Source organism: Methylobacter marinus A45 (assembly GCF_000383855.1).
Classification (GTDB): domain Bacteria; phylum Pseudomonadota; class Gammaproteobacteria; order Methylococcales; family Methylomonadaceae; genus Methylobacter; species Methylobacter marinus.
Window position 1 is genome coordinate 3,129,969 of the sequence record NZ_KB912877.1, and the last position, 24,999, is coordinate 3,154,967.

Sequence of the window (24,999 nt, forward strand, 5' to 3'; positions counted from 1 at the left end):
CTCTGGCGCTGCCTATACGGGCTGACATCAGAGTTAAATGTTATTTATTGCTGGGTTAGAGTATGAGTGTAAAATACCTGAACTCCATAATCACTGATTAGACGGCCATGAGAACGATACCAGAACCTTTATACTCTGAAGTCTTCGAACTCACTTTCGAGATCAACCTGGCGATTGAAACAGGCAATACAGCGGTCCAGGCTGAAGCATTGGAAAGCCTTCGGGAACTGTATAAGAATAGATTGAAAGTCGGAGCGCCTGACCCGTTCTTGACGGAAACCCTGGCGGACTGCACGACGGAGCCAAGCGAGGCGGCAGAGTTATATCGCCTGGCGATCGAGCAAGCCGCTTCGTTTCCCGGCGAACCGATTCATACCAAACAGATCGGACTGGCAAGAGCCCTGGTCGAACTGGGTGAAAGCGAAAGCGCGCAAAGACTGCTTGCCGAAGCCAGAGCCAATGCCTCGGAAAATCGTGATAAAAATGCCTTGCAAGAGATCGAGTGGCTTCTTAAACGCGTAACTGCTTAGCAAATTATTTGATGGTTATTTGGGCGTATCGCCGCGATGCGGATTTGCACCTTACGGCTTAATTGCTTCAGCAGCTTAGGATTTGGCCGTAAATAATTTCCCGGTTTGCGGAGGGCTGTAGGGCGACTCTACAATCAGTTTTAAATCCAAGCGACACCTGTGGGAGCGATGCCCTCATCGCAACTTGCGGCGTCTTTAGTCGCGATGAGGGCATCGCTCCCACGGGGGCTCATAAAAAACGACATCGGGATGTTATTTCTAGCCGAATCCTTATTAGCTTACATAACCGTTGATCAGGTCATAAGAAAAACCATGCCGTTCACACCGTTTCACATGGGGCCAGGCGCTGCGATAAAGGCGGTGACTGGCAAGTATTTCAGCCTGATGGTATTCGGTTTCGCCCAGGTAGCCATGGATGTCGAGCCGCTGGTGCGGATTCTGCGGGGAGATAGCGTCTTGCATGGATTTTCGCACACCTATGTCGGCGCGTTACTCATCGGTATCATTTCGCTGTTCATAGGCAAGGCTGTTTCGGAACGGTTATTGCGCGCATGGAACGTGATGGTCCGGTTCAGATATACCCGCTGGCTTGTAGTATCTCCGGGAATAACCTGGCCTGCGGCTGCGTCCGGCGCATTCATCGGTACTTTTTCCCATGTCTTTCTGGACAGTATCATGCATTCGGATATGCAGCCGTTTTCTCCTTTCAGCGCATCGAACGGCCTTCTCCACATCATGCCGGTGGGCTGGTTATACCTGCTATGTGTTTTCCTTGGCGTATCTGGCCTCATGATAATGTTGGCTGCCGGCATGAGGAACAAATAGGTTATTGAATAAAGGATTGCCAAATGCAGGCAATCGACCACAAAAGCGAGGTTCATTCGCCGCTCTGGCGGTCAATGGTGCGATGCTTGAACTTGCAAGGCGTTCTTCGTGAGCAATACGGCGCATCAATTGCGGACTATTGGATTTTTTGCGCCAAAAACCGCCTTTCCAGCCTTGGCTGAGATATGCTGGTACTTGGCGTAAGCAAGGCCGGCGGAGCTGCGCAGCTCCGCCTCACTTGCCTTGTTGGCAAAGCCGCGCGCAATTGCTTCCAATACATAGGCTTCCGGCGCCATGAAGCTAAAAGTGGTGACCACCGGCTGTGAGCCGGCGGCAAGCAAATGCCCTTTGAAAAACTCATTGCTCATGCAGGACAGGACGGCCGCTTGTTTACCGTGTTCGGCATGCCTTGGAAAGTGTTCTATGATTGGTTCGTTTTGTGCGTCCATCAAGCCATCATGACCGATGAACACCACCATTTCACGCTTTGCCTCATTGGGCGGATTGGCGGCTTGTTGCATAAAGTCGAGCATCGCCTGGTCAATCCGTTTGCCGCGATAGGCATCGGCGGTAATGGTGAGTTTGTCCTTCCAGGAAAACCGGCAGCGTTCCAGAATAGTGTCGCTGATATCCTCTTCGCACGCTAACTTACGCCAACCTGCCGACTTACTCAAAAAGGTTTTCACGCCATAAGCGGCGCCCCAATAGAGGTTGTTTCGCGGATCGTCGCCATTGCCGATTTTTGCGGGAACAGGCACGATGCCTTGAGAAGCATTGTCGACCAGGGCCACAATGACATGAATGTGGGCGTCTGGCACGGCGTTGGCATAGGACGGCAATACCGAGGAAAACAGCAGGCTGAATAAAGCGATCGAACGTGAAGTAATCATGTATGGAAACTCACTGAATGGCATCCAAATTCATTTGGATATATTTTTGTCTCAGGCACAGGGGATGAATCAACGCTGCGCGGCAGGGTGCGAGACAGAGAAAATAGTCATTTTTTAACATTAGAGGAACAACATATTGCTTTTAAGGTGTCCATAAGTTGTGAAACGACAGCGAGCATTTGCCGGTGCAGCCTCAAACCCGACTGGCAATAATATACATGACCTTGTTCTCATCGATAATTTATTTTTTAATCGGGTCAAAGTGTGGAAATTGGCGTCGGATGAGGGGAACGGCACGCAGTGCGTTTCCGGCCACGGCAGATAAGAGATGGGTTTAATTTTTCGGCGCGACTCGGATGCGGAATCTTTTCAGGAATAAAATTATGCGGACCCGATTACTGGCTTCATTGTTAATATGGATTTGTGCTGTCAATGCTTATAGTGATGAAGACCATTTAGCGTCATGCCGATCCTTTTATAACGGATCGAAAAGCTTGAACGTGCGCCAGCCGCCGAGGCGAGTGCTGCTTGTGCCTTTGCTGAGCAGGGACCCGCGCGCGAATGAGAATCCAAGATGGTCCGAGCAGTCCGCCCGGATTGTGAAAGCCTTTTATCGCAACCGGTTTAACGCGGCCGTTACGCAACTGCATGATATCTGGAGTTGGAGCGATTATTACCGGCAGGCCGAGCAAATGGCACGGCAGTCGCCTCCTTTCGACCGGGTGGTCTTTATCGGTCACGGCGGTTTTGACGGCCCGGTGCTCAAAAGCGCCATGTACTGGCAAGACTTTAAGATAGCGGGGGACGAAGGCCGTTTCATTAAGTTTTCCGAGGCGCAGCCGGGACTTAAGAAGGTGGTGTCCGTTACTTACAATACCGAAAAAAACCGCGAATTCAGCGACTTCATGGTGTCACGCTGGCCGGAGTTCGCACCGATGAAATCGAACGATATTCAGCGTCTGTTAAAAGGATTGGAAAAACAGATACAGCCGCTGGACCGGTCCTGCTATGCGCTCTACTGCTCGCCCGATCAATTGGCAGCGGTGGCGGAGAATCAGCGCGAAGCCCGGCTCAATCTCTGCGAACTCATTTGCCGGGAACCCCTGTTCGAGCTGAAGGCGTCTACCGAAGTATCGCAGGAAAGATTCTTTCATTTCATAAAATCCTTGAGTTCGCTGGCTGCGACAGACGGCCTGATTTTTTTTGGCACCTGCAATCCGGGCAGTGCGGCCCCGGACAAAGAACCTGATCCCTATGAAACCGAGTTTTTGATCAACTCAGATCTGGCCAATGGACCGCACATGAGCTATGTGCATCTGGTCAGCGCCGCCACTGGCCGCGCCACCGCCGGCCCGATAGGGCAGAGTAGCGCCGAGGATATTGTAAATCGGCTCATCATGCTTGAGACTCATCGTCCACAATACTATTTATGCATCGTCGACCCCGCGACGAAAATGTCGAATTAAATCCCCGTTCCTAAGCCCGCCAAACCGGCAAGGCCGCGCCGGTTTGGTGCTGCTTTGCCGGTGACCACGGCTCAATCCCAGCCTTTCAACTCGTTGAAATAGTAACGGGATTTGGCCATGATCTGTTTCTCCCTGTTTTCAATATAGGATGCCAGCAGGATCACCAGCAGGCCCAGAGCGATCGAGCTGATCCACGGCGCTGTCGCGTACAGGTCGACCGCGTACTGCGCATAGAACAGCATGCCGCCGCCCACGCAGAGATTGCCGCTGACAAACGGCACTTTTTCGCGATGCCTGATGCCCGCGACGGTCAGAAAGATGCCGGCGGCGACGGCGGCAACAGACGCCAGCGCCTGGTGATCCAGCAGGGCGCCGTAAGCCAGAAGAACCGCCATGACGGAGCTGGCGAAGCGGTACAGCCGGGCATGAAACTCGACCCGGCCGGACAAGACGAACAGAATCGCCGCCACAGGCAGCAGGGCGCTGAGCCGGTTGCCGGAAAGCGCCCCGAACCGGTCAAGCACGATCAGCCAGATGGCGATGGCGGCAACAGTTCCCAGCCACTGGCAGACATAAACGATATAAGCTGATTGCGTGTAGCGCCTGATGTCATAAATACAGAATACCAGGACAATGGCCGAGATCGCGATCGCCAGCAGGTAAGAGTCGGGATGCAGCAGGCTGCGGCCGATGATGATCCATAACGGCAGGCTGACCAGCGCTCTGGCCGCCAGTCCTTCCGGCAGGCGCATGCGGCTGTCGCGGTGCAGGCGCTGTTCAGTTCGCCGCAGGAACACGAACAGGCCGGCAATCATGAGCGCCGTCAGGCCGGCATCGCGGATCGGCAGCATCAGCAGGAGATTGCCAGCCACCGATGCCCAGAGCAACGTCTTAAGCTGTCTGCGCGCCAGAATGGCGTAGCCGGCGTAACTCACCAGCACCAGCAACCCGGCGGTAATGATGGAGTCCAGCGCGATCACCGCCGGACTGACGTCGGTGAACTGCAGCCAGCGGTATTGCGGCTGTAGCGCCGCCTGGCCGTGCCAATAGGCGTAAATCATGGCGCTGACCTGGGAAACCTGAACCGGCAGGAACGCCGTGCCCAGCCCGAAAAATATCCGGGCGCCCTTGGTTTCCTTGAACAGCCTGGCGCAAACCAGGCCGCCCGCGCACAGCAGCAAGGTCAGTCCCAGACCGATCCAATAGCGGTAGGCCGGCAGTAGGTCCTCATGGCTCTGCAGCATGAAACTGATGGCCGACAGCACAATCAGGATGGCGCCGGTCCAGCGCAGGTAGGCGGTGATTTTCGCCGTCAGGCTGGCGGCGGCCGGTTTTTCGTCCGGTTGCGCGGACGTCTGGAGATCGAATTCGCTGTAGTCATGGGTAGGCATGGTCGTCTCCCGGCTATGGTTTGTCTGCGGACCGGTCTTGTCCGGTCAGTTCATCCAGTATCATTTTCAGGGCCAGTTCGTCCTCCTCCTGCTCGAAGGCGCTGGCAAAGCGGTCGGTTTCGATCCGGTCCGGCGCATCGAACTCGGCGCTGACGACGGAATCTTCCCAGCGCTCGAAGATGCTCCGCGCCTCCTGCAGCGGCGTGCCCCGTCTGTTCAGCAATGTTTCCTGGACGCTGGTCCGGTTCTGCCGGGCGGAGAGGATTTCCTTTTTGTTTTTCAGTATCTGCAACTGTTCCTGAATCGCATTCAGGTCATCGCGGATTTTCGTTTCTTGCGCCGAACTGTCCTGATATTGCTGTTCCAACGCGGCGATCTGCCGTTGCGTATCACGCAGTCGCTTGACGCATTGCAAGGCTTTTTGCTCATCGTCCTGCCTGACCTTAATGGCGCGTTCCGACCACAGCCGGGCCTGTTCCTGCTGTACCAGAAGCTGTTTTTGATAGTGTTCCGTCATTTTGCCGACCCGATGCAGATGCAGCCGGGTTTTGCTGGCCAGCGCCCGCAAATCCTCAATCGCGGCACCGGCCACGGCTTCATGGTTTTCGAATTCATCGGCGACATGGTCGATCTGGCTTTTAATGCAGACAAACAGGCGTTTAAAACTGTTCATGGTGATCATCCTCTGTTAAGTGTAGATTCAGTATCACTATGGCAAAAGCCGGGCCAGTTATTGTTTTTCCGTGAAATCAAAAAGATAGCTGGATTCGTTGCTTACCATTAGCTAGAAATGTACATTCATTGCATGCAAACTGTACTAAAATTGCTCAAAAAATCAGCAGGCGGAAACTCATGAAAAAACTGTTACCGGAACAACGCGATTTCTTCAGGCAAATCGCCGACCTGGCCTTCGTCAATCCGTTCAGCCGGGAGAGGGAACTGGCGGATTGGCGGCTTTTGAACCGTGCGCCGGGCGGACTGGATCTGTCCCAACGCGCTGAAGAAATTCAGCCGCTGCTGCGCGAACGCCTGCAACAGCTGCAGCCGTTGTCCGATTTCCGCATCACCGTCTATCAGGGCAAGGTCAGGGAAATCATGGAATATGCCTGGCTGTTTTATCAGTTCCATGAATTCCAGGACCGCTTCAACCAGTTCATCGTCGATCAGGAGCGGGCGGGCGACGAGCCGTTGGAACTGCCGTTTGCCGCTGAGCTGATCGGTTGTTTTCAGCGAGCCGGCTTCGGCGATGTGGCCTGCGCGAAGTACATTGCGCTGTTTTATCAGCTGCAGCGCGGTTTTTATTTCATCAATTCGTCGGTCTCGGGCGACTGTCCGTCCATCGTCGAACTGCGCATGCGTCTGTGGAACAACATCTTCACCTTCAATCCGCACTGGTATCTGGACTATCTGCTGGGCCGCATGGAGGAATTTTCCACGCTGCTGCTGGGCGCGACCGGCAGCGGCAAAAGCCTGGTCGCCCGCGCCATCGGCTGTTCCGGGTTTATTCCTTTCGACCTCAAACGGCGGCGTTTCCAGGAAAGTTTCACCCGCTCGTTCCAGGCGATCAATCTGGCGCAGTTTCCGGCCTCGCTGCTGGAATCGGAGCTGTTCGGCCACAAGAAGGGCGCGTTTACCGGCGCCATTGAAAACCATCCGGGCGTGTTCGCGCGCTGCAGCGCCAACGGGGCGGTGTTTATCGATGAGATCGGCGATATCGATATCCCGACCCAGGTCAAGCTGCTGAATGTCATACAGGACCGCGCCTTCAGTCCGGTCGGCAGCCATGAGAAACTGCGCTTTTCCGGGCGCGTGATCAGCGCCACTAATCGCGACATCGAGCACCTGCGCCGGGAAGGGCAGTTCAGGGACGATCTGTATTACCGCCTGTGTTCGGACGTGATCGTCGTGCCCGGCCTTCAGCAGCGCTTGCGGGAAAATCCGGCGGAGCTGACGCCGCTGATCGCCGGCTTGCTGAAGCGGGTCATCGACAATCCCGACCGCCAACTGGTCGCGCGCATGGAAACACGGATCCGCGCCATGGTGCCGGAACAGTATGCCTGGCCCGGCAATGTCAGGGAACTGGAGCAGTGCATCCGGCGCATCTGCCTGACCGGCAGTTACAGCATGGCGGAAAAGAATCAATTAGCGGAAGGCCAGGCATTCGGCCTGCCCGAAAGCGGCGCCGAACCCAGCGCTCAGGAACTGCTGCGGCACTATTGCCGGTTTCTGTATGAAAAGCACGGCAGCTACGAAGCCGTCGCGAGAATTACCCGGCTCGACCGGCGTACGGCCAGGAAATATGTTGTTGGTTGAACAGCGCGGCAGGCGAGGTCGATCAATCCGGCATTTCGGAATTGCCTGTGCCGGGTTTCAGCAAGGCTTCAACCCATCCAGCATGACTACCAGGTCGTTTTCCAGCCAATACCGTAAGAATGATCTCCGCTGCCTGGAGAGCGGTTAACAGAGCCGGAGAATTTACCGTATTGGCTGCCAACACCCACCTTGAGTGAACTGTTTCCGGTTTTCGGCGAGTGGGTAACGGAACCCGAATATTGGCCATGGCCTACACCCAGGCCATATGAACTAAGGCCCGAGCGAGAATGGTTGAGAGATCCGGAGAATTCACTGTATTCGCTGCAAACACCGACCCTTAGTGAGCTATTTCCCGTACTCAGTGAATGTTTGATTGAACCCAGATATTGGTTTTGTTGCGCATCCATCAATACCGTTCCATCTTTGTAAACATTCAATTTACGTGATGAATTTTCAGTTTTCGATTCAATCCAGGCGCCGGTCAATGGGAGCGTATTGCTTACCGGGCCCTTGATGATAGTGACTCCGGTAACAACTTTATTGCCATTTTCCTTGGTTGTGACAATAGGGACATCAACCTGCGCGAGGACGGCATAAGTTGCCAGAATCAATGCAATTGACGCAGATAGGATGATGACGGCTTTTGGCAATTTTTTCATATACAGCAGAAACTTTATTGATTGGGGCCGCGCAAGCTTGTTGGGGGAATGCGAGCCCAATCAAGTGGTAAACGTTATGCGGCAATCCATGCCTTCGGGGCTGAAAATCCTCGCTTCGTTAACGTTTTCAGGACTTTCAGCGATTGAAGAACGATTCATTCGCAACCATCCGGCGCCCTTGAACTGATCAATATTCCTTCAAAAATAACTTATAGTCTGTTGGGTATAATAGCGCGGCAATCAGGATTGATAAACCCGGCATGTCGAAATTGCTTAGCCCGGGATTCCGTGAAACTCAAGCTCTGCAGGCATGACTGCAGTAAAAAAGACCAATAATTAAGGTCGGGAAAATATATGAAATTTGATGAATCAGGCTTTGAAGTACGCGAGAATCTGGTTGCGCCGGCTATTGTGCAAACACTTCTCGCCGCGCTGATCCAGCAAAAGCTCGAGCCGCTGCGTGGCGGGATTCGCAGAATCGAGCAGCGGGTTCCACAGGTGGCGTCATTGGCAAAATCCGCTGATCTGTTGTCTGTTGCCGGGCAATATTTGTCTGGCCGGCCCGAGATGGTAAGAGCTATCTACTTTGATAAATCTCCGGATCACAACTGGTTTGTTACCTGGCACCAGGATAGAACTGTTGCCGTGTCCGACCGTTTCGAGGCTGATGGCTGGGGGCCATGGTCAATGAAATCCGGCGCATGGCATGTTCAGCCGCCTATTGATGTGCTACAGCAAATGGTCACCTTGCGTATTCATCTGGACGATGCAACCGTATCAAACGGATGTCTTAAAATCATTCCCGGCTCGCACACTCAAGGGATTCTCAGCAACGATAAAATTCAGGAGAAAGTACGTCAGGAGCAAGCGATATATTGCGAGGTGGCTGCAGGTGGCGCGGTAATCATGCGGCCACACATATTGCATGCGTCGAGTAAAGCTGTTGTTTCGATACCGCGAAGGATATTGCACTTCGAATACTCAAGTTATAAATTGCCGGAAGGCATAACATGGTCGGCATAATGGCTTCTAATCCTGCAATCAAGCGGGCTGCACAAAATCCTGCATGTCTATGAAATAATTCTCGGTACGGCGAAGAATCCTGTTCAATTGGGCATCAACAAGGCGTAGCCGTTCAACGGGTAAATGGGTAAATCGGCGGCAAGGTCAAGGCCTGCTGCGGATAAACAGGTCGGCGCCCGATCGCATCAATATTTGGAGAAGTGCGGTATTGAAATTATTGGTCTGATGGCGTTGCCGGCAGGCATCATTTTTCAGGACGATAGGCGTAGCTGGCCCGTGAATTACCCGCACGATTTTCAGGTCCCCGGTCGGCATGTTGGACAATGCGAACAATAGAGCAATGCAGTTTTCTACCTACCTCCCGCATAATCCCCATGGATGGGGTGAATGCAGAGAAATGACGGGATCATTTCCTGTCCATGGGGTCGTCTGTGTCCTCTGTGGTTAGGATCTGGCTAAAAATGACTTCCTGAAATTGGAATCTTGCATAGGATGTGCCGACGACAGGAGGCGCATCCTATGTTTAAACAGGGACATTATTGACGACCAAATCCTAAGTACAGGCTGAAGCACGTCGACAGGTTCGAGAGCGTCCATTCGATCCGCTTGTATGAATTGTTAGTGCAATGGCTGAAGAATCAATTCCAGGTTAATGATAAATATGGCCGGATAGGGGATTTGAAAAAGCGAGTGATCGATCCGGCCATTGAGGAAATCAACAAACATTCCAATCTATGGGTGGCCTATGGTCAACGCAAGGTTGGGCGCACGGTAACGTATTTTCGGTAGCCAAGACAACAATTGACTGAGGGAGAAATAAACCGGCAGGCTAGGGCTGGAGAGACGGGGTCTGCTGTGGTTGCCCGTTTGACGGGAACGTCTGTAGCTGAATTTGCCAAACCCGGCGAGACATTTGACCAGGTTCTTGAACGGAAATGGAAATCGGCTGAAGTTAAGAAGAAATTGCGGTAAACGGTCAGGTATATGCCATGACCCGACCCTCACTAGTTTCCCATGAACGACTGGTCATATTTTGAGAGCGGCCACTCATTAAGTGGGAGAATGGATGGCTTACAACTTTGAAGTAGTGGATGAGGAAGTCATGAAATTAAAAGACACAAATTTTATTCATTTTACGCTCCATCGAGCTTAATTACTTCAACCGTATTAATTACCTGTTTTTGTAGACTATGAATTGACTGTTAATTTTTACTATTTCTGACGTGGCAGTAGCAAATCTTCCAGAAAAAAAGCGGATAGCTCAGTGCGTCCTGTCACCCCGGATTTCCGGTAAATCGCACGGGCCTGGTCGCGTACGGTACGCTCGCTTGCGTTGCGCACATGCGCAATTTCACTATGGCTGAGGCCTTTTAACATCAGCATGCCGATTTCCGCTTCAGCTGGGGTTAGTTGCCAGCTATCAAACTGCTTTTGAATCTGTACAGCCAAGCCCGCGATAAGCTCACGATTTGCCTCACGCCACTGTTGAGCCTGTTGATTTGCTAAGGCCAAATCCTGGGTCAGCAAATTGATTTTGGATTGTGCAAATTGATAATAAAGCCGACCAAAATAAACAATACCCGCCAGAGAAAGCATCAGAATTAGCACTTCAGTGAGCAAATGCGTCCAAGGAACGCCATCCCGATAGTCACCAAGAAAATCAAGTGTAATCAGTACAAAAACAAACAAACTGAGAGCGGTAGCCCATTGGCTAAACTGTTTGTTATCGTTAATAAATGCCATAAATAACCGCCTATACGTCGGATGACGGATGCCAAAAAAGCAAGTTTAACGCAATATTAGACTTCACTTAATTTGTAACCGATAACTGATCCGGAGAAATACTATGACAAATGATAACAAAACCTTAAAGGTATGGGAGCCATTGATCCGTATTGGGCATTGGACTTTAGTGATTGCATTTTTTACGGCTTATTTTACTGAAGATGATTTCATGTCCCTACATGTGTGGGCAGGTTATGTCGTGGGGGCTTATTTACTCATTCGAATACTGTGGGGTTTTGTAGGTGGAAAGTACGCGCGTTTCAGTAATTTTGTCTATTCCCCGGTTAAGATTATTGGGTACTTGAAAAATATGATAACGCGAAAGCCGCAGCATTATATTGGTCATAACCCCGCTGGCGGTGCCATGGTGATCGCATTGTTATTCAGTTTGTCTGCAACTACCTTGACGGGTTTGAAATTGTACGCCGTGGAAGACAATAAAGGACCCTTCGCTATCTCCGAAAAACAAACCATGACACAAATACAGGCATCTAGCCTGATTTCCGTGGCCAAAGCGGAAGATGACGAGAATGAAGGTGAAGAATCCGTGCTTATTGATCACGAACAAGAGACTGATAAGCAAGGTGAAGAGTATTGGGAAGAGCTACATGAGATTTTCGCTAATTTGACGCTATTGTTAGTGTTTTTACACATTTTTGGTGTTGTCGCTTCCAGTTACATCGATAAAGAGAAACTGGTTAAAGCCATGTTAACTGGAAAAAAAGACATCGATAATACTTACCAATAATACCCTTGTCCATAATGCTAAAATTCTAAAGGAAAGGAACTCATTTGAGACATTCTGAATTACATCGTGCACATCGTATCGGGTGGTTACGCGCAGCCGTGTTGGGCGCCAACGGTGGCATCGTCTCAACATCGAGTCTTGTGATTGGTGTCGCTGCCGCCCATGCCGACCTAAGGCGGGAAGAGCGAGAACTGGCGGAAAATCACCATCATGAGGTGCATGAACTAAAGGCCATTTATATCGACAGGGGACTCAAACCGGAACTTGCTCAGCAGGTTGCAGGGCAACTTATGGCCCACGATGCCTTGACAGGACCAGAGATCGGGGTCAAGTCTTGCAATCAAGCAACTGGATGCTGATTTGAACGAGAGGTATGACAGTCGCCTTTGTTTCGTCAAACCGACGCTCGAAATTTTGCGTTATATGACTCCTTAGGGTCGATACAAGCCAGTCAACTTAGAAAAGCAGAGCTCAGTTCGCCCTACGGCTTTCATAATATGCAAAGAACCTGTCGGCAATATCGCCATTTATCTCTTCTCCATGGCGGATATCATGGCAAACCTTTAATTCCGGATGCCGTTTCAGCCAGGCTTTGAACTTGGCAAGGATGCCTTTGGTTTCCAGTTCCGGAACGGTGCAGTTGAACACTTCGCTGAGCAGGGTTGTTATACGGTACATGGGCTTTTTTACTGAACAATTATCCGGGTTGCTTGATGGCAATAGGATAGATCATGTGGCTGCCAATTCCCAGCGGATCGAATCCGTCACAGCCTCGATCACTAATTGACCGATGACCTCGCCCATGAGTACGTGCTTGCCGCAAAATTCAATGCGAGGCTGTCCGGCTTCCGGGCAGGCCATGATTATGGCATCGGTACCGGTGCCCGTGGCAATGGCATGGGAGACAGCGCTTTTGATGGCAGCGTTTTGCAAGGCCGCGGCCTTGGCTTCGGTGGCGATCATGATGGCTTCGACCATGGCGGAAGGCGTAAACCGGGCGGTGCTGATCAGTATGATATTGATGGTATCGTGGTCCAGGCAAACCGGCTGCAGCGTTCGCCATTCCGCCGGATCGCCGGCCCGTCGGGCGTTGGATAGGCCGGTAGTGACCAACGCCATGACATCGACGCCTTCCATCCTGCGCTGCCGGATGCGCAGCGATTTCATCGAGGCCGCGGTCATCATGCCCGCCGCCGTGCCTTGCCAGCCTTGCTGAAGGCAATAGCGGTTCAGCGTCATCGCCGGCTCTTCATCGGTACAAGCCGCTTTGGGCACTTTCAGATTGACGATGTGATCCACGGCCTGGAAGCCGCCATTCAAGACTGCGCAACTCAGTGCGTTGAATGGCCTGCCGAACGCCAGGTGAACATGACGCGCTGTCTGATCAAAGCCTATCTGCGGCGGAAAAATAATGCTCTTATCGGGCAATCCGGGCCTCGCTGAAGCCAGTCTCGAACAGCACCCCCACCGCCGCATCCAGGCGCTTAAATATCCGCACTTGGCCGCGCGCGGTCTCCAGTACGGGGTTAAGCTTGTGCCTGCCGGCCAGCGTGACGGTCCAGCCTTCGCCGGCATCGTGTTGCTTGATAACGGGAACCTCCAGAGCACCCGCTTGAAACAGTAGTTCAGCTTCCTTCAGGCTCACGTCAGTTCAGCCCGTCGGTTGACTCGGGCAGGATCAGGTCCACGCTCGGGAAGTAAGTGCTGAAGCGGCCATTGTCGCGCGAGACCAGCCGGTAGCCGGCCACGGCGGCATGGGCGCCGATGAAGAAATCGGGCAGCACGTTGCCTTTCCGGCCCTGGCGCCGGCGGTACTGCAAGAAGGCCTTGCCGGCCAGGAACAGCGCCTCCCGGGGCAGGGGGCGCATGGCGAAGCCCAGATGCTCGAACAGGGCCTCCACCTCTTCGATGCGTTCGAAGCCGACCGAGCTCTCGGCGTAGACGATCGGGTTGATGACCAGCGTGTTGTCCCGGTCCAGTCGCTCCAGTGTCGAGGCGCTCCATTCGAACCAGGCGCTGTCCGGGGCGGCCAGGTCGGTGACCACGCAGCTGTCGATCAGGACGACGGCCATGACTCGCCCCGCGTCAAGGCCATGATTTCGTCAGTGCTCATGGTCGGCTTGGCTTTATGGTGGGCGGTGCGGAAGCGGCTGGCTTTCTTGCGGCGGGGCTGGACCTTGGCGATATACCAGCGCCCGTTTTCGTCCTGAAGGAACTCGATCTCGGTTTCGGCAGGCTGGATGCCCATGCTTTCCCGGACATTCTGGGGAATGGTGACTTGGCCCTTGCTGGTGACGCGCATTGCGATCTCCGGTTAGTTGGTAATACCTGAATAGTAATACTTCTTTGTAGGTCAAGTAAAGTTTTAAGCGATCGTTCCTATTGTTGCATAATTTTATTTTTGTTATAACAAAACTTGATTTTTGTATTTTCAAAAAGATACTTATGAAAAGAATCGCGGGGTGAGGCAAGCTCAACGACGAGGACGCCCTGACCGCCAAGGTGGACGTGCTGGCCAGGACGCAGCGCTACAAGCAGGTATGCCGGCCCGAAAGAGCTGGATCTGCCGGCGGAATACCACGGCACGCCGCCGGCGGCAATCGACTGGCAGGCGATCAGGAACCGCGTCAACCGCATGAGCATGCGCGACTTGACCCAGGCCATCATCCCGGCCCTGGCCCGCAGCGACTGCAAGCCAGTGATCGCCGTCGATGACCTGACTTCGCTGACGCCGACGCAAATGGCCTTCTGGCTGGCCATTTTCGACCATGCGCAGGTAGCCGGCTGCGCCTCCGAGAAAAAGGTCCGCGTGCGCAAGCTGTGGTGGAAAATGAGGGAGGTCCCCGTCAAGCCCTTGCCGCCGGACGTGATCCGCGAGATCGTCAGGAAGTACATCGAGGCCAAGGGCATTTTGATCGAGTCGCCGGAGCTATACATTTCCCGCGTCGTCAAGCAATCGGGCGGCGTGCCGCAGGCGATCCATGACATGCTGGACGAGTCGGGCAAGGAGCGCATCATCGACAAGCGCAAGGTTAGGGAAATGCACCACGAGATCGGGGTCCGGTATCTGGACTTCGCGCCCATGGTCATGATCGTCGGGGCGCTGATCATCTCGATGCGCTATGGGGGCATGGGCACCGGCGATAAGACGCTGTACATTCTCGGCGGAATGGGGGCGGCGCTGTTTCTGACCTTCCGCTACTTCATCTTTAAAGGCGTGGGGCGGCAGCCGTCTGATACCGGAACGGCGTCAATTGAATACCAAAACGGTACCAATCATATGCCCCTAATTTATACCACTGATGTTACGCAAATCATTGCCTTCGGCATTGGTAGGGTCGAATTCACTTGTGCCCTTTAGGGTACTTGTGCTCCAAAGGGCTATTCGACCCGAGGCAATGCTGACGTGCTGGCCTTGACACGCCGTGCGCATAGTGCGAATAAATTCGCACCTACAATTTTCTGATTTATTCCATGCTCATTACTAAGCAGACTTTGCCTTTCCTGAATACCAGATATAGAAGGCCGCTATAGTGCAGTAACTATCGTTCGCTGCTTCGGCCCGGCCGTCGAGTTTGGATCGGCTCCGGTCAGTCGATATAGCTCAGGTTGAAGCCGATTTTTTACATCCGGATTAAGTCACTGATATTACGCATCAGTTGAATTGCGACGGGTTTAATAAAGTATCGCCAGCGCGACGGTAAACTGTAGGGTCGAATTAATTCGACCCGAAACGCTTTCTCGAAGTATGGGCATTAATAACAAAACTCAATTTTCACAACAGTCGTTGCTTTCAGGTAAGGGTGATTGCTCCTTACTATTGCGTATAGCATTTGAATAGTGAGATGAGGCTATTTCAGACTCGCGGCCTTTTTATCCACGACACCGGGAAGGTCGCGCGTAGGCCGTGGAAATTTGCCTTTCAGCGCATCGACGCCGGACTGCGGCTTGGCCAGTGCTTTCAATTCAGCACGCTGACGGCGTTTCTCGCTGGTGCTGATCCCCATCCTTTGATCCCGCTGGTCGACCAGGCCGGGCATATCCTCGCCGTCCCGGTTGAACGACCATTCCAGTGTCGGTTCGCCCAGCGGCATCCGGTCGCCGGTTGCGCCAAACGGGGCAGAGTTCCAGACATGCCAGGTCTTGCCGTAACTGTTCATTTTGCCTTCCATCAGCTCCGTTTCGGCCGCGCCGGGAATGCCGGGCGCTACGAGTTGCCCGGACAGGATCTCGTAATTATGCGGGTGCCAGTACTTTTTCTCTTTTTCGGGCAGGGACTCGAACAGCGCTTCTGAAATAATATATTCAATGCCGATCAGGTTTGCCTGCCGGGTATTGCCGTCGAACAGGACGCACTGGGCGAAATCCTGATTAACCTGGCGGCAGAAATGATGAGCCTCCATTTGATGCACCGGATCTTCCTTGGAGGCATGGAAACCATCCAGATAGATGTTCATGGGCTCTAAAGGCGAGTCGGTCTGTAACATCGCGGCCCCCGCCTCGAGTACTTCGGTTTTGGTCTTTTTTTCCTCGCCGAGCGGAGCCAGGGGCGGGTTGGCCGACGAACTACAGGCTCCCAGCAGGCTGGCGGTGATGAGGGTAAGGGTCATGCGAGAAGCGGAATGAAGCTTTGGTATCATCGATTTCTCCTCTTCCTGTGTGCGCAATTGGCCGTCAGTCCGGGCTGGGCTGAACGGCCGTCTGACTGGCGGATACGGCAAGGACAGAAATTAACGGTCTCGTAACCGGTTGAGGCGAGCATTTCCGGCCCTTGCCCAGCGTTGCGGCTGGTTGGATTCTATTATCAGCGGCTTTTAGCTGTTTGAGCCGTTGGATAGGCTTCGTTCATGCAAGTTCCGCCTCGCAAAGAAGGCGCCTCGGCCGGATGCCGAGCTGATTTTACGCAAAAAACCTGCTGGCGCCGGCAGCAACACTGCGTACAATGAAGCTTGATGTCTATCGGATGCCGGCAAAAAATTCGTTAAATCGGGACTATGCGGCTAGAGCGGACGGGCATTTCCCTGCCGCCAGTGCCCGCTTCCCGACAATTTCAATCCGGCCTTATGTAAGGCGGTAAGAGGTAGGCAATGATGACTGAAACCTGGCCAATAGTAACGATAATGGCGGATGCCCGTTCCGCGAAGCGGCGCAGTCTGGCACCGGCGGTATAAAACATCCGGCATTCGGCGGGCAGGACGGCGGTATGAGCGATTCGAAAATCAGAGTGAGCAAGGGCAATCAAGCCATGGCCGACTCGGAAGCCGTGCTGGCCACAAGCCGGTTCATCCATCGGAAAATCCTGGTTCGGCTGTTTCTCGGATGGCTGTCGCTCAGCCTGGTGATCGGCGGTCTGTTCCTGTGGCTGGAACTCGAACGTATCAAGCAGTCCGTCCACGAACTCGCGCTCAGGGAATCGGCGATATTCAACGGTGAGTCCGCGCACAATCTGGATCGGCTCGACTCTGCGGCTTACCAACAGTTGATGGATCTGGCGCGGCAACTGGTCAATCAGCATTTTCTGGTTGTCGAGCTGTATGACCGCAATAAACAGCTCAGGCTGGAAATCATCAGGCCGGGACATGAGCTTGCCGAACAGGACATCAATCGCTATCGCCACCGCTTTCCAAAGGTGGGTGAATTTTCCCACGAGTTTCATTACATCCGTGGTGAATTGCTGCTGGTCATCCTGGTGCCTTTGCGTGATGCACGGGATTCGCTGGCCGGTTATTTCGAGGGGGTTTATCAGGTCGACCGCGAGACCCGGGATTCGATCATGGAAGATCTGGGCCGCAGATTGGTGTTTGTCACCCTCGGCATCACCTTTACGACGCTACTGATGTATCCGATTGTGCTGACACTCAACCGGGGGCTGATCAAACTGTCCGGCGATCTGCTAAAGGGCAACCTGGAGCTGATAAGCGTGCTCGGTTGTGCCGTTGCCGAGCGCGACTCCGCTACCAACAGCCATAACTACCGGGTAACGTTGTATGCGTTGCGACTGGGTGAGGCGATCGGGCTCTCCCGAGAACAAATTCACGACCTGATCACAGGCGCGTTGCTGCACGATGTCGGCAAGATCGGCATCCGCGACCCCATCCTGCTCAAACCCGGCAAACTGACGCCGGAAGAGTTCGAGATCATGAAAACCCACGTGCCGCTGGGCGTGGAGATTCTAAGCAAATCAAGCTGGCTGGAGGGGGCGAGGGATGTGGTTGAATTTCACCATGAGCGATACGACGGCAGCGGTTATCCGCAAGGACTCCGAGGCGAGGCAATCCCCCTGAATGCGCGGATATTCGCCATCGCGGATGTGTTCGATGCCCTGACTACCAAACGCGCCTACAAGGAACCGTGGCCGGTGCTCGATGCCATCGCCAAGCTCGAACGGGCCAGCGGCAGTCACTTCGATCCGCGGTTGGTGCAGGTTTTCGCGACTATCGCGCCCGGTCTTTATCAGGAAGTGAGCGGTCTTGATGCGTACCGGCTGGAGGCGATGCTAAGGCGCCGCATCGCCCGGTATTTTCTGGCTACCGCCATCGGAGCCGGCGTCAGGGATGCCTAGGCATTATTCGTGAGAGGCGGGTTGATAGCAATCAATTGATCATCATGTTTTCTGATCGGCTGTCGGCTTTTGTTTTAATATCCGCTGCCACCGACATTCTGCATCTTTGCTTTCTGGTACTCTTCGGACTGTGCAAGAAACAGGGCATTTCCATAGCGGGAAATGGCAGTACCCATAGCACTATAGGAGACTTTGGAGTGACTATTTCCACGTTCAAAGCCGAACGCCGTGAGTTGCCGCGCCGGATTGCGGACCGAGCCGCTAACGATTTGTACAAGACCTTTTCAACCGCGCATTGCCATTCGTGCCTGGAGCGCGCGGATGATGCCGTGCTGTTGCTGGATAATGGAAGGCGGGTCATGTATGTCACCTCGCAAGCGGATCAAATTATCAGGCGTTCCAGCATACCGTTCATGTTGCAGCCGAAATTCAGCCTGCCGCCTTCGCATAATGCTGCCCGCTTCGCGGCTTTCGTAAACGGGGAAGAGACCGAACCGGGACCGCTTATCCTGCTGCTGTCTGGCGAGCAGGACCGGGACAGGCTGCTGCTGACCTGCTTTCGCCTGCCCGAGTCCTCACGGCCGAATATGCCTGTGGCCCGGTATAGGGTCACGCTGCGGGACCCGAATCATTATCATGCCAGGCAATGGCATTTTTTCACCGGGCAATTCAATCTGACGCATGCCGAAGCCCGGATCTGCCGCGCGCTGTCGGATGGTTTGACGCTCAACGATTACTGCGCCCATTGGCGCGTCGCGATCAGCACCGCGCGCAGCCAGCTGAGCAGCGTGTTCGCCAAAACCGCCACGCGTGGGCAATCCGATCTGTTGCGGCTGATTTATTTGTTCATGCGGGCATAGACCGATGAATTTCTCCTCCATTTGAAGGATGCGCGGCGTTAGCGTCAGCCGATAAACTGCGCTCGCTTATTGATAATCAGACGGCTGGCCCGTGGGGGCGGGATATGAAGGGTTTGAGTGTCGTGCCTGTCTCTTCGTCCCGCTTGCCGCGGCCTTTGAGTAATTGAATTGACAGGGATTGTTCCAAACCAAGGCTTTTGGAGGAAAGATGAAAGAGGTAAAACACACCAGACTGGCTATGACAGCCATGACATCCATTTTGGCGCTGGGGCTCGGCAGCGGAGCTATGGCTGCTGAACCGCAAGAAGGTACTGGTACTGCAAGTGCCAGGATATCCGACGGAGGCATTACGCCATACATTATTTTTCCAGACAGGGCAGGAGAGTTAAACAACGGAGGTAACCGGACTTGCGAGGGTGTAGGCGACGCTTTTTTTGGCAACGTCAATTACTACAGTTGTAGTAGCGCCAGAGCTAACTATAGTGAGACAAGTGACACGTTCGATGCTACCTTCACTGACGTCAGCGGAAATCCGGGCTGCAATAACAACGCGATCGATGTGACTGTTACCGATGGCACTTCGGTTGCCTTTACCGCGAATCCGGATGGCGTTGGCGCGGCGATTGTAAAGGGAAGCAACGATGCCAATGTCTACGTGTATAACCCGCAAAAGAACAGTGATTCCGGCCTAACGTCCCCGTTGAATGCCAGCGGGAATCCGGCCGGGCTGAGCAATCTGACCTTCTGCTGGAACCCGGTTGGCCAGGAGACGGAATGTTTTGAAGATGAAACCGCCTGGGCTGAAGGGACCAGATATACACCCCGAGGCAACTGGGCGACTTACACGTCGTATGAAGGCGTTGCTAAAACAGTCACGTTATTTGCCGGCCAGACCATGGAGGCGGGCACCGTTCAGTTCTCCGCGCCTGCAGGCGATCATGTCACCATTACGATCACCCTCAATGAAGGCTGGCGATTCGCGCTTAATCCCGCAGGTGAGAATGAATACGGCTCCGTATACGATAATAATATCAAGGTTCAGGATTACGCGACCGCACCGAGCGGCAATCCAGCCCCCGGCCTGTTCCAATGGAAGACGATCGCCGAAGGGCAGACAGGCAGCATTACTGTGAACGCCAACAATTTTTATGGCGTGCATGTGGATGTCGAGCACCAGGTCGACTGTCCGGTACCTGAAACGCCCGCAAACCCGACTACATCCTCAACGTCCATGTCATTCTCAAGTTCCGGGCAGTAACCTTTAACCCGTAAGGCGGATTCGCGTTAGCAATCCGCCCTAAACGGAGCGCACCCAATCGACCCCCGTCCGGATTTTTCCAGGCGAGGGTTTTCTTTTGGAAGTGCTTTGGTGTTCGGCATGAATAGCGCCGGGTTGGCAAACCCAGCTTTTCGAAGCCGCCCCTGCCGGGCTTTATCAGATGGAACTCCCGGCCTGAAATTTCACATTCACCATGACATCGCTCAATTTTTAATGGATCGCATCGAACTGACACCGTGACTGACCGGTCTCATAAAACAGATAATCGTGCCCTGGTTCAGGACAGCCGCTGGTCGCGCCTCGGGATAGTAATTAGTCAGCCTTGTTCTGACGAGTAAAATTTGCAGAGTATTCATAGAGTGCGAATCCCCTGAAGGGCATAAATGAATTCGCACCTACAATTTACCCGTCATGATTAAATTGACTGAGTCCTATGTTCCGGATGGCCTGATTCCGGTCGACTTACGCTGTAAGTTTGGCTGGTCCGCAAGGGTATCACCTCGATTGGTTGAAAGGAAAAAAGCGATGAAATCCAATGTTGGAAGATGGGTTGTGGCGGTAGTCCTGAGCATTTTCTTATCCGGTTGCTCAAGCATACGCGCGAGGGATGAAATCTCCGGCCAGGAATGGACAGCCTATCCCGGCGTTCAGCAGGACCTGAAAGAAACGGGCGAAATCTTCACCGGGAAGCGGTCGGAGCCGGGATGGATTCAGGGATTGATAGCATCCATGCTGATCGTCGATCTGCCTTTCTCGATCGTCTTAGATACGCTTGTGGCGCCCTATGATGTGTACCGCATCTACAATCCCGAGGCATTCGAGGAGGCGGACGAACCGCCGGACCAGCCTGAGGACCTGGACGCCGAATAGGGCATGCGCCACATGCTCTGGGGCACAAGTATCCAGAGAGCATAAATGAATTCACACCTGCAATTTACCCGTCATAAATTGACGGACCCTCCCTTATCCGACGCGACCTGATAAAGCCACTGAAATCAGAGAGGCGTGCAGTATGCAAACGCGGAATCCGCGCGTGATGATTTGAACAAAACAGCCGGCATTGATGACTAACGGTTAGAGCTGATTTCCCTGCTTAAATACGCTGAATAATTACATAAAATTAATGTTATTGGGAGAGTCATCATGAGAAAAGCCTGGGCCATATTGTTAGCCTTTATTTCCGCAAGTTCCTCCGCATACGCCGAAACACCGGTTTCCCTTCCCGATTTCCTCTCTCCGGTCATTCTCAATGAAGCCATGCTGGATTCTGTTACCGCTGGCGCTGTTTCATCAACGATGATGACCAACGCCTTTGCCTCGGGGCTAACGCATGCGGCGGCAAAAACGGATGTCATGACCTCTGCCGACCGGCGAGGCATCTGGCAAACCGCGGGCAAGGGCGTTTCAGTCGCGCAGTCCGATGGCCTGGTATTTGCCGAAGGGACAGGTGTTTCCAGCGCGGACACAACCGGAGTCAGCATTGGCGGTTCAGCCATAGCCTTCAGCGATACAGCCGACGCTTATATTTCCGTGCGGACCAAAGCCATCGATACGCGAAATGCTGAAATCGCCATTGGGCATGTCCGTGCAATCGCCTGTTGCGGAGCGGATACCGATACCAGCGTGCAGGCTACAACCTTTACAGGGCAGGATTTTAATGCAGGGCATATCACCCTTAAGGATATCAATACGCCACGGTTATCTTATTCTTTAGGCAATGCGGTGATTGTTTCGGTTTCGCATCCGTAGGCTGATGTATCAAGGATTTGGTCGTCAATAATGTCCCTGTTTAACATAAGATGTGCCGACGCCAGGAGGCGCATCGTTCGCGGGCGATGCGCTTCGCTGCGCCGCCTGGAGCGCCTGCTTTTGGCCGGCATATCCCATGCAAGATTCCAGTTTCAGGAAGTTATTTTTAGAACACTGCCCGTGCATCACAGGCCTCGAACACAGGTACGAGACTGTGAAAGTATTCAATTTAAAAGATTTAACCACGAAGGACACGAAGCACACGAAGTTTTAAGTTATTGATTAATTTTATTTTTTCTTCGTGTCCTTCGTGATCTTCGTGGTGAATAAGGCTTTTTATGACGCTTTTCACTAATTCTTTCACAGTCTGGTACGCACTGCGTACCCTACGGGTTTGCCTTTCCGGCAGCATGCGCCAAACGGGATAAAAAACATGCCCGACATCGGACAGGGATTCAAATCCAGTCTTTCAACGTTGTAATGCCGGGTTCCGCTAAAGCGTCATTCCCGCTATCATGGGTTCTGCCTTTGTTTGTTTTTGAGAGACGCGCGGATGCGAGATAAACGTAAAACTCATCCTGAGGCCTCATCGACCCGTTTATTTGACCGGTTGGCTGTTTCTTATCTGAGCGGCGTCGTGGCTTTCATGACGGGGATTCTGGTCTGGGGTGCACTGGCCGGTTTTAACGCCCTGGGCATATACACGCCGCCTCTGCCATTCGGCTTTGTGGTGCTGTTCACTATTGCGGTGGGCATTCTCGGTTTCTTTCTTAAAGAAAACCTGGTGTTGACGGTGCTCGCCAAACTATGGCGGTTTCTTGGAATGATGTGGAGATAGGGCGGCCGAGTGGCCGCCCCGTTGCCGTTTAAACCCTGAGCAAGGCCTTGCACATTCTTTCGGAAAGCTGGTCTTCCGTGAATTGCGGCTCGTTGGGTGGATACAGTTCCACTTCATCCAGTTCGAAGCCGTATTCTTTGGCCAGGTTGAGGATTTCCTTCAGTTTCATGCAGGCAAGTAACTTGTCCTTTAATTCAGGGTCAGCTTTCGCCTTTTCTGAAAATGCTTTGATGTCTGCAATTGCCATTGTGTTTTTCTCCTATTGAAGATGATGATTGTGAGTGCTGGCAAGCACTCGGTATAAAAAATCGTTCCTGTTTCCAGCCCGGCCTATACGCTATAAGGCATCTCTATCCAGTCTTTGAGCACGGCGGCATCGCGCGCGGGCAGATAGGCGAAATCGCCGCTGATGTCCTGGAACACGGCGATGCCGGTGCGAGGGGAGACCAGTTGGCCTTTCAGCATGTGAAAGAACCAGGCAAACGGATAGCCGGCCTGTCGGTCGAAGCGCTTTAACGTGTTGTTGAGAGCACTGCCTTTCTTGCCCGCGACATCGTCCAGCCGGGGGATGTTCTTGTTCTGGGTGTTGAAGATTTCCACGCTGATGATCTGCTCGCCGAAGCGGCCGGTAGTCTGGCGCGGGCGGATGATCCAGTCGTCGGAAAACACGGCTTTTTGGCCGGCGCTGCTGCGGTTCCAGTCGTGCATGAAACGCTGGGCCGGGTGTTCGTCGGTGTGGTATTTATTGATTTCATCCATGAAAACCGGCACGTCGGTTTTACGTCGATAAGTGTAACGGGCCGTACCAATGCTGAATGTCTGCAGCCATTCAGGCTCCAAAGGATCAATAAATTCTTCCAGATCTTCCGGCGGCTTGCGCGGGCTGACCAGCAACCGGTCGGATACTTCGTACGTTTTGTCGATTTCCAGCTGGATGAAATCCTCGGCTTTGCTTCCGGTCTGAATGACGACGTACAGGGTGTTGCCGGTCTGCCGGGTGGCGATCAGGTTTTGTGCCAGTGTGTGATCAATCAGGGTTTGCAGGTCCCGGCCGCATTCGATGAAGGTGCGCTCGGCCCATTCGATCAGGTTGGCGGCAATACGCTTGCCGGTGATATCGACGATGCCGCCCAGGCGGTACCATTCTTCGCCGATCGTTGCCAGGCGTACCGGGTAATCCGGAATCAGCGCCTGGATTTTGGCCAGCAGGAATTCGTCGTCGGGCAGGGTGGTTTTGCAGATTTTCGCAAGCTGCTGCCCATCCAGTTGTGGTTTGTCGAAGTGCAGGGGTTGCTTGGACATGCTTAAACTTCCGGTTTCTTATTCCCGCACGCTGCCTGGGAATACTGGTTTAATCGTTGTTGCGCGGCCTCCCGGACGTCCGGCTCCGGATCGTTCAGCAGGCAGGTCAATGCTTCCGGGGTCACGCGCTGGGCAGCCGTGTAGCGCACGACCCAGTCGGGATCTTCGAGCAGGATAACGGCATCGGCGGGGCTCATGCGCTCTGCGACGATGCGCCGGACATCCGGGGCTTCGTCGTTCGCCATCAGCCCCAGGCTGACTTCGGGCAGACGTTCGGCGACGATTTTGCGCACTTGCAGGTCTCGATCGCGGATAAAACGGAACAGGCGGCCCTGCGGCAGTCTTTTGGCGACGGTCAGCCGAACGATATAGTCCGGGTCCGCGGCCATTTTTTCCAGGTCCTCGGGCGCGATGCGGTCGGCGACGGTCATCCTGACTTCCCGGTCCGGGTCGTCGATCAGCTGATGCAATTGGGTGACGGGCAGGCGATAGGCCACCGCGCGCCTGACGACTTCGTCTTCGTCATGGATCAGTTCGACCAGTGATTTTTGCGGTGCATAGCGCACGGCGATGGCGCGCCGCTCCCAGAATCTGTCGTGCAGATAATGTTCGGCATAAACGGGGTTTACCCTGAAAAAACGATCGATCTGCCGGCCGCTCTGGGCAAGCACGCAGGTATCTCCGGGCATGCAGCGGCCCCTGAGCAGCGTTTTGCCGCGGAAGGGGCACAGGCTGCAATCAGCGATCGGAAGCGTGACGGGAGTATCGCGGTCGGACAT

The 24,999-nt window shown here is 53.6% G+C and carries 30 protein-coding genes; 15 read left to right on the forward strand and 15 right to left on the reverse strand.

Annotation, left to right across the window (positions count from 1 at the left end; genetic code table 11):
- The first annotated feature begins 107 nt into the window (after window positions 1-107).
- Both METMA_RS0114965 and METMA_RS0114970 read left to right on the forward strand, forming a co-directional pair.
- Window positions 108-530, forward strand: coding sequence for a tetratricopeptide repeat protein (locus tag METMA_RS0114965; RefSeq protein WP_020159911.1), 423 nt, complete (start codon window positions 108-110; stop codon window positions 528-530).
- 168 nt (window positions 531-698) lie between these two features.
- On the forward strand, window positions 699-1,355 hold the full coding sequence (locus METMA_RS0114970; RefSeq protein WP_232216364.1) for a DUF4184 family protein: 657 nt from the start codon (window positions 699-701) through the stop codon (window positions 1,353-1,355).
- Window positions 1,356-1,480: 125 nt separating this feature from the next.
- Here the strand turns inward: METMA_RS0114970 and METMA_RS0114975 are convergent, their stop codons facing one another.
- Window positions 1,481-2,245 carry a hypothetical protein gene (locus tag METMA_RS0114975; protein WP_020159913.1) on the reverse strand — a complete coding sequence of 255 codons (765 nt, stop codon included), beginning with the start codon at window positions 2,243-2,245 and terminating at the stop codon, window positions 1,481-1,483.
- Between the two features lie 383 nt (window positions 2,246-2,628).
- Here METMA_RS0114975 and METMA_RS0114980 point away from each other — a divergent pair, with 383 nt between their 5' ends.
- Entirely contained in the window at window positions 2,629-3,711 is a 1,083-nt protein-coding gene (locus METMA_RS0114980; RefSeq protein ID WP_027147364.1) for a hypothetical protein, read from the forward strand.
- Between the two features lie 71 nt (window positions 3,712-3,782).
- Here METMA_RS0114980 and METMA_RS0114985 read toward each other — a convergent pair whose 3' ends face one another.
- Complete coding sequence (locus tag METMA_RS0114985) at window positions 3,783-5,102, reverse strand: hypothetical protein (RefSeq protein WP_020159916.1); 1,320 nt, start codon at window positions 5,100-5,102, stop codon at window positions 3,783-3,785.
- 13 nt (window positions 5,103-5,115) lie between these two features.
- Window positions 5,116-5,775, reverse strand: coding sequence for a PspA/IM30 family protein (locus METMA_RS0114990; protein WP_020159917.1), 660 nt, complete (start codon window positions 5,773-5,775; stop codon window positions 5,116-5,118).
- Window positions 5,776-5,954: 179 nt separating this feature from the next.
- Between METMA_RS0114990 and METMA_RS0114995 the strand changes: the two genes are divergently transcribed.
- Window positions 5,955-7,415: a sigma-54-dependent transcriptional regulator gene (locus METMA_RS0114995; protein WP_020159918.1), complete on the forward strand. Its 1,461-nt coding sequence runs from the start codon at window positions 5,955-5,957 to the stop codon at window positions 7,413-7,415.
- A gap of 86 nt (window positions 7,416-7,501) precedes the next feature.
- Here METMA_RS0114995 and METMA_RS24680 read toward each other — a convergent pair whose 3' ends face one another.
- Complete coding sequence (locus METMA_RS24680; RefSeq protein ID WP_156830508.1) at window positions 7,502-8,074, reverse strand: hypothetical protein; 573 nt, start codon at window positions 8,072-8,074, stop codon at window positions 7,502-7,504.
- 354 nt (window positions 8,075-8,428) lie between these two features.
- On the opposite strand from METMA_RS24680, the gene METMA_RS0115010 reads away from it, so the two are divergent.
- On the forward strand, window positions 8,429-9,097 hold the full coding sequence (locus tag METMA_RS0115010) for a phytanoyl-CoA dioxygenase family protein (protein WP_020159921.1): 669 nt from the start codon (window positions 8,429-8,431) through the stop codon (window positions 9,095-9,097).
- Window positions 9,098-9,718: 621 nt separating this feature from the next.
- Window positions 9,719-9,886: a replication initiation protein gene (locus METMA_RS26525; protein WP_332248871.1), complete on the forward strand. Its 168-nt coding sequence runs from the start codon at window positions 9,719-9,721 to the stop codon at window positions 9,884-9,886.
- A gap of 423 nt (window positions 9,887-10,309) precedes the next feature.
- Here METMA_RS26525 and METMA_RS0115025 read toward each other — a convergent pair whose 3' ends face one another.
- Entirely contained in the window at window positions 10,310-10,840 is a 531-nt protein-coding gene (locus METMA_RS0115025) for a helix-turn-helix transcriptional regulator (protein ID WP_020159924.1), read from the reverse strand.
- A gap of 103 nt (window positions 10,841-10,943) precedes the next feature.
- Here METMA_RS0115025 and METMA_RS0115030 point away from each other — a divergent pair, with 103 nt between their 5' ends.
- Both METMA_RS0115030 and METMA_RS28225 read left to right on the forward strand, forming a co-directional pair.
- Window positions 10,944-11,630 carry a cytochrome b/b6 domain-containing protein gene (locus METMA_RS0115030; protein ID WP_020159925.1) on the forward strand — a complete coding sequence of 229 codons (687 nt, stop codon included), beginning with the start codon at window positions 10,944-10,946 and terminating at the stop codon, window positions 11,628-11,630.
- A gap of 140 nt (window positions 11,631-11,770) precedes the next feature.
- Window positions 11,771-11,989 carry a VIT1/CCC1 transporter family protein gene (locus tag METMA_RS28225; RefSeq protein ID WP_408605833.1) on the forward strand — a complete coding sequence of 73 codons (219 nt, stop codon included), beginning with the start codon at window positions 11,771-11,773 and terminating at the stop codon, window positions 11,987-11,989.
- A 112-nt stretch (window positions 11,990-12,101) separates the two neighbouring features.
- Here the strand turns inward: METMA_RS28225 and METMA_RS0115040 are convergent, their stop codons facing one another.
- From METMA_RS0115040 to METMA_RS0115065, 6 genes are all read right to left on the reverse strand, one after another.
- Window positions 12,102-12,308, reverse strand: a complete 207-nt coding sequence (locus METMA_RS0115040) for a hypothetical protein (protein ID WP_020159927.1) — start codon at window positions 12,306-12,308, stop codon at window positions 12,102-12,104.
- 51 nt (window positions 12,309-12,359) lie between these two features.
- On the reverse strand, window positions 12,360-13,058 hold the full coding sequence (locus METMA_RS0115045) for an adenosylcobinamide amidohydrolase (RefSeq protein WP_020159928.1): 699 nt from the start codon (window positions 13,056-13,058) through the stop codon (window positions 12,360-12,362).
- Entirely contained in the window at window positions 13,048-13,275 is a 228-nt protein-coding gene (locus tag METMA_RS0115050; RefSeq protein WP_020159929.1) for a hypothetical protein, read from the reverse strand. Before METMA_RS0115050 ends, METMA_RS0115045 begins: the two co-directional genes overlap by 11 nt.
- A gap of 1 nt (window position 13,276) precedes the next feature.
- Window positions 13,277-13,702, reverse strand: coding sequence for a type II toxin-antitoxin system VapC family toxin (locus METMA_RS0115055; protein ID WP_020159930.1), 426 nt, complete (start codon window positions 13,700-13,702; stop codon window positions 13,277-13,279).
- Window positions 13,687-13,932, reverse strand: a complete 246-nt coding sequence (locus tag METMA_RS0115060; protein WP_020159931.1) for an AbrB/MazE/SpoVT family DNA-binding domain-containing protein — start codon at window positions 13,930-13,932, stop codon at window positions 13,687-13,689. Before METMA_RS0115060 ends, METMA_RS0115055 begins: the two co-directional genes overlap by 16 nt.
- Before the next feature lie 77 nt (window positions 13,933-14,009).
- On the reverse strand, window positions 14,010-14,297 hold the full coding sequence (locus METMA_RS0115065) for a hypothetical protein (protein ID WP_156830509.1): 288 nt from the start codon (window positions 14,295-14,297) through the stop codon (window positions 14,010-14,012).
- On the opposite strand from METMA_RS0115065, the gene METMA_RS24690 reads away from it, so the two are divergent.
- Complete coding sequence (locus METMA_RS24690) at window positions 14,281-14,991, forward strand: hypothetical protein (RefSeq protein ID WP_232216365.1); 711 nt, start codon at window positions 14,281-14,283, stop codon at window positions 14,989-14,991. The two genes, METMA_RS0115065 and METMA_RS24690, sit on opposite strands and share 17 nt — an antisense overlap.
- Window positions 14,992-15,481: 490 nt before the next feature.
- Here the strand turns inward: METMA_RS24690 and METMA_RS0115075 are convergent, their stop codons facing one another.
- Entirely contained in the window at window positions 15,482-16,270 is a 789-nt protein-coding gene (locus tag METMA_RS0115075; protein ID WP_040590590.1) for an OBAP family protein, read from the reverse strand.
- A gap of 563 nt (window positions 16,271-16,833) precedes the next feature.
- On the opposite strand from METMA_RS0115075, the gene METMA_RS0115085 reads away from it, so the two are divergent.
- From METMA_RS0115085 to METMA_RS0115120, 6 genes are all read left to right on the forward strand, one after another.
- Complete coding sequence (locus METMA_RS0115085) at window positions 16,834-18,192, forward strand: HD-GYP domain-containing protein (RefSeq protein ID WP_020159936.1); 1,359 nt, start codon at window positions 16,834-16,836, stop codon at window positions 18,190-18,192.
- A gap of 197 nt (window positions 18,193-18,389) precedes the next feature.
- Entirely contained in the window at window positions 18,390-19,052 is a 663-nt protein-coding gene (locus METMA_RS0115090; RefSeq protein WP_156830510.1) for a helix-turn-helix transcriptional regulator, read from the forward strand.
- A 208-nt stretch (window positions 19,053-19,260) separates the two neighbouring features.
- Window positions 19,261-20,310 carry a hypothetical protein gene (locus tag METMA_RS0115095; protein WP_036299220.1) on the forward strand — a complete coding sequence of 350 codons (1,050 nt, stop codon included), beginning with the start codon at window positions 19,261-19,263 and terminating at the stop codon, window positions 20,308-20,310.
- A 546-nt stretch (window positions 20,311-20,856) separates the two neighbouring features.
- The gene (locus tag METMA_RS0115100; RefSeq protein ID WP_020159939.1) at window positions 20,857-21,201 is read left to right on the forward strand and encodes a YceK/YidQ family lipoprotein; all 345 of its coding nucleotides are present in this window, start codon (window positions 20,857-20,859) and stop codon (window positions 21,199-21,201) included.
- A 273-nt stretch (window positions 21,202-21,474) separates the two neighbouring features.
- Window positions 21,475-22,080, forward strand: a complete 606-nt coding sequence (locus METMA_RS0115105) for a hypothetical protein (protein ID WP_020159940.1) — start codon at window positions 21,475-21,477, stop codon at window positions 22,078-22,080.
- Window positions 22,081-22,633: 553 nt separating this feature from the next.
- Window positions 22,634-22,918, forward strand: coding sequence for a hypothetical protein (locus tag METMA_RS0115120; RefSeq protein WP_020159943.1), 285 nt, complete (start codon window positions 22,634-22,636; stop codon window positions 22,916-22,918).
- 28 nt (window positions 22,919-22,946) lie between these two features.
- On the opposite strand, the gene METMA_RS0115125 is transcribed toward METMA_RS0115120, so the two are convergent.
- From METMA_RS0115125 to METMA_RS0115135, 3 genes are all read right to left on the reverse strand, one after another.
- Entirely contained in the window at window positions 22,947-23,165 is a 219-nt protein-coding gene (locus METMA_RS0115125; protein WP_020159944.1) for a Nif11-like leader peptide family natural product precursor, read from the reverse strand.
- A gap of 83 nt (window positions 23,166-23,248) precedes the next feature.
- Window positions 23,249-24,220 (reverse strand): hypothetical protein, encoded by a 972-nt coding sequence (locus METMA_RS0115130; protein WP_020159945.1) that lies wholly within the window; start codon window positions 24,218-24,220, stop codon window positions 23,249-23,251.
- Window positions 24,221-24,222: 2 nt separating this feature from the next.
- On the reverse strand, window positions 24,223-24,999 hold the full coding sequence (locus METMA_RS0115135; RefSeq protein ID WP_020159946.1) for a 4Fe4S-binding leucine-rich repeat protein: 777 nt from the start codon (window positions 24,997-24,999) through the stop codon (window positions 24,223-24,225).